The sequence below is a fragment of the Marinobacterium rhizophilum DSM 18822 genome, from assembly GCF_000378045.1.
Taxonomy (GTDB): domain Bacteria; phylum Pseudomonadota; class Gammaproteobacteria; order Pseudomonadales; family Balneatricaceae; genus Marinobacterium_A; species Marinobacterium_A rhizophilum.
The window spans coordinates 1-1,097 of sequence record NZ_KB899146.1; the positions used below are offsets into that span (position 1 = coordinate 1).

Sequence of the window (1,097 nt, forward strand, 5' to 3'; positions counted from 1 at the left end):
CGGGCCTTCCAATCGTTAAATCACATCACTGGGGTCAAAGATGAATATAAAGAATAAAATAACACGATCTTTTCTGCTTGGTGCAATCTGTAGCGGTATCCTGTCTCTGTCCGCCCAGGCGGATGAGGCGCCGGACTGGCTTGGAGGCGAGCTCAAGAAGCCGCTGTCCGAAACCCGTATCGGAATCACACTCCTCTACCCGGGCTCCAATGCGTACCAGGCCAAATATGCCGAAGCGGCAGAACGTTACACCCAGGAGCTGGGGCTGGACGCCACGGTTATGGACCCCCAGGGCGACCCCTCCACGCAGTTCAACCAGCTCCAGGACATGGTGTCGAAGCATCTCGATGCCATTGTACTTTGGCCGACATCGCAAAATGCGTTGATTCCGGCAGTACGCCAGGCCTCCCGCGCTGGAATCCCCGTGATCACCTCCAACTCACCGATCGGCGAAGCGGGCCGTCGCTACATTCAGGCACACACCGGACCTGACGATTGCGCCCAGGCTCAGCAAGCTGCAGAGATTCTCGGAGATTCGCTGAATGGAGAAGGAAACATCGTCGTGATTGAAGGCACGCCGGGATACACGGTTTCCATCTTGCGGAAGAACTGCTTCATGGACACGATGGAAGACGCTTACCCCAACATCGAAATACTCGCCAGCCAGACGGCTGAATGGAACCGGGAGAAAGCCCAGACGGTAATGGAAACCTACCTCACCAAGTTCGGTGACAAGATCGATGGCGTCTACGCCTTCGACGACGGCATGGGCCTCGGAGCCATCAGCGCCCTCCAGGGCGCTGGTAAAAAGGCGGGCGACGTCAAGGTCGTCACCTGCAACCTCTTCGGCGAAGGCTGGGATGCGATCAAGTCGGGCTGGGAAACCGGTTCCAACAAGCAGTCACCGATCGATGATGCAATTCTCGCGATTCAAACCGCCGTCAAAGTCGCAAACGGTATCGAGGTGCCTGCTGTCGACACGATCGAGACCCCGAAAATCACCGCAGAAAACGTCGAGCAGTTCGAGCGCCCGACCTGGTAACGTGAGCCGCATGCAGGGTGCCTGAACGGCACCTTGCAATATAAATTCAGGCCCT

The 1,097-nt window shown here is 57.1% G+C and carries 1 protein-coding gene; it reads left to right on the forward strand.

The window, feature by feature from the left end; all coding sequences use genetic code 11:
- Nucleotides 1-40: 40 nt before the first annotated feature.
- Nucleotides 41-1,042 (forward strand): sugar ABC transporter substrate-binding protein, encoded by a 1,002-nt coding sequence (locus tag F451_RS0124365; protein ID WP_020684022.1) that lies wholly within the window; start codon nt 41-43, stop codon nt 1,040-1,042.
- The last annotated feature ends 55 nt before the right edge of the window (nt 1,043-1,097 follow it).

Bases quoted from the DNA above. Each gene is read 5' to 3' on its own strand.
- F451_RS0124365 (WP_020684022.1), top strand. From the start codon at position 41: ATGAATATAAAGAATAAAATAACACGATCTTTTCTGCTTGGTGCAATC.